We start from the raw sequence: 2,764 nt of genomic DNA on the forward strand, positions 1-2,764 counted from the left end.
CCCCCACTCCCACGACGGCCCCACCGTCAGCCCCAACATCACCGCCCGGTGTCGCACCGGCACCGTCCCACCCAGCTCCAACTGGAGCGCCTGGCGCCCCTGCCCCACGGCCAGGTCCACGCCCACATCCAACCGCTCCTCGAGCAGCAGCCCATGCCACCGCAGGCCCGCGCCCGCCATCAACGTGCGCGGGAGGACCTCGCGCCGGCTGCGGGCATCCAGGAAGCCCAGCACGCCCATGTCGAGCGAGACGGTGCGCCGAGGCCCCTCCGCCTGCTCGCGCAGCATCGAGTCCAGCGCCCGACGCTCACCGGGACGCAGCACCACCGTGTCCTCCCACAACACCGCGCCGCCCTTGTGCAGCCCCAGTCGGCGGTTTCCCTCCGGGAGCGCCACACCACCGGGCAGCTCCCCCGCGTCCACGCCATCCACCTTGAGCGTGAAGCCCTCCAGGCGAGGACTGTAGGAGAACACCTCCGGCTGGCCGGGCTGGGACAGGGAGCCGGAGAGCAACACCGGGTCCGCGCCCACTTCCGTCATCCGCACGCTCGGGCGCTGTCGCCCCTGCGTATACGTCCACGTGTGGCGGCGCGCCCAGTCGTGCGCCTCGGTGGCGCTCACCGCGCCGTCGCGGTTGCGGTCCGCGCGCCCGTCGAGCGCCTGGACGAAGAAGTGGGTGTAGATGTCATTGCCGAGCGCGTCGTCCTCGCGCGCCGCCTCGCCCCAATCACTGGCGGAGAGGACGAGCGACGCGCGGCTGTCCTCCTCCAACGGGCGAGGGAGGAACGCGGCCTTGGTGCGCTCCAGCTCCGAGCGCACCGACTCCGGCAGCAGCGACTTGCCCGTGCCGCTGTGACACGTGGCCAGCACCAGCACCCGGCGCAGCGAGCCCAGCCGCTCCAGCGCCTGCTCCAGCACCGCCATCTCCAGCCCCGTGCCCTGCACGTCCCGGAAGCGCGTGTCGCGCATCACCAGGTAGCGCTGGAGCTCGCCCCGTGTGTCGCGCGCGAGCGTGCCGTGGCCGGAGACGTAGACGACCACCACGTCCCTCGGATTCCACGCGCGCGCCTGGAGCGTCCGCAGCGCCTCCAGCACTCCCGCGCGCGTCGTCTGGTCCGGGCGGTTGAGCACCGTCACCGAGGCGAAACCTCCACGCCTCGGGTCCGCCAGCACGCGCCCCAGGTCCTCCGCGTCCTTGCCCGGATAGCGCAGGTCGTTCCAGGAGTCGTCGTCGTACTGGTCGATGCCGATGAGCAGCGCGTGGCGCTCGCCCTCGTGCGCCGAGGCGAGGCGCGCCGGGTCCAGGCGCACCTTCACCGCCTTCCCCTTGTCCCGCGCGCCACCGCAGGCCGAGAGCGCCACGAGCACGAGACAGAAGACGAACTGGAGCCGGAAGCGAATCAAGAGCCCACGCTCAGCGAGCGCCCTCCGGAGTCACCCGCAACCCGAGCCGGGCCCGCGTCGCCTCTTCCGGCACCCGTCCTCGCGCGAGCGCCGCGTCCCGAGCCTCCTGGGAGCCCTTCCCCTGGGGCCACGCGGCCAGCACGAGGGTCCTCGGGCCCTGCTCGCCCTCCAGGGACACGCCCGCCAGCTCACCGTCTTCGCGCAGGTCATGCGTCCCCGCCTCCAGCGCGTAGGCGCCCAGCATCTGCACGGAGCCATCGGGCAACTCCAGCGCGAGCAGCGCGTCCGCCAGCTCGCTCGCGCGATAGCGCACCAGCACCACGGCCTCGGGAGGAAGCGGTGTCCCCTCCGTCAGCGGGCGCAGGTTCCCATCCGGCATCCGGGCGAGCGCCGTCAGCTCCAGCGACAGCGCGGCGCCGCCCTTCAGTCGCACCGAGGTGCCCGGCTGCCCGCCCGTCAGCAGCGCGGGATGGACCGCGAAGGTGACCATGGCGGCGACAGCCACCGCCACCGCGCCGGAGAGCCACAGGCGCCGAGACGGACCGAGCCGCTTGCGCAAGCGGGCCCAGCCCACCGCGTCCTCGCGAACAGGAGCCAGGCCCCCGAGCGCCTCGTCCGTCATCGCCTCCAGGCCGAACGCGTCGTCGTTCTTCTCGAGGAACGCCTCGCACTCGTCGCAGGGCCGCGACAGGTGGTCGGCGAAGTACGCCACCGCGTCGGGGGACTTGTCCCGCAGCGCCCGCCAGCTGTGCGCATCCAGGTGCCTGCTCGCGTCACCCATGGCTCATCCCACTCCCGCGGCCAGCAGCCGCGACAGCAACTGGCGCTTCACCCGCGCGCGGAAGCGCTCCAGGCGCATCGTCACCGCGCTCTTGCCCAGCCCCAGGCGCTCGGCGATCTCCCGCGCGCTCAGCTCGCCCTCCAGATAGAACAGGCGCACCGTCTCCTTCTCGGGGCCCTCGGGCAGCGCTTCAATCAACTCGCGCACCACCGCCACGCGCCGCTCCAGCTCCAGCGCCGGAGGAATCGCGGGCGTGGTCGACTCCAGCTCCAGCGCCAGGTCCTCCGCCGCGCGACCTCGCAGCTGCGCGCCCCGGCTGAGCGACTGCGCGTGGTGGCGGGCAATCGTCACCAACCAGCTCCCGAAGGCGCGGGGGTGCTGGAGCCGGGGCAGCTCGCGGAAGGCCCGGACGAAGGTCTCCTGGACCACGTCCTCCACCTCCGCGGGCCCCAGCGCCGAGTAGCCCAGCGCCACGCGGCGCACGGCCCCATGGAAGCGCTGGTACAGCTCGCGGTGCGCGTCCTGAGCCCCCTCGGCTGCCCGCCGGATGCAGGTGGCGACCTCCTCCTCCGTCACGCC

Annotated in this window: 3 protein-coding genes; all 3 read right to left on the reverse strand. The window is 73.3% G+C overall.

Annotation, left to right across the window (positions count from 1 at the left end):
• A partial coding sequence (locus FL311_RS42465; protein WP_141333298.1) for a caspase family protein occupies positions 1–1,404 on the reverse strand: 1,404 nt, incomplete at its 3' end.
• A gap of 10 nt (positions 1,405–1,414) precedes the next feature.
• Complete coding sequence (locus tag FL311_RS42470) at positions 1,415–2,185, reverse strand: hypothetical protein (RefSeq protein ID WP_141333300.1); 771 nt, start codon at positions 2,183–2,185, stop codon at positions 1,415–1,417.
• Positions 2,186–2,188: 3 nt separating this feature from the next.
• On the reverse strand, positions 2,189–2,761 hold the full coding sequence (locus tag FL311_RS42475; protein ID WP_141333301.1) for an RNA polymerase sigma factor: 573 nt from the start codon (positions 2,759–2,761) through the stop codon (positions 2,189–2,191).
• Positions 2,762–2,764 lie beyond the last annotated feature (3 nt).

The sequence above is a fragment of the Myxococcus sp. AB025B genome, assembly GCF_006518215.1.
GTDB lineage: Bacteria > Myxococcota > Myxococcia > Myxococcales > Myxococcaceae > Myxococcus > Myxococcus fulvus.

Excerpts from the sequence above, each read along its gene's own strand:
- FL311_RS42470 (WP_141333300.1), bottom strand. The coding sequence starts at position 2,185 with ATGGGTGACGCGAGCAGGCACCTGGATGCGCACAGCTGGCGGGCGCTG.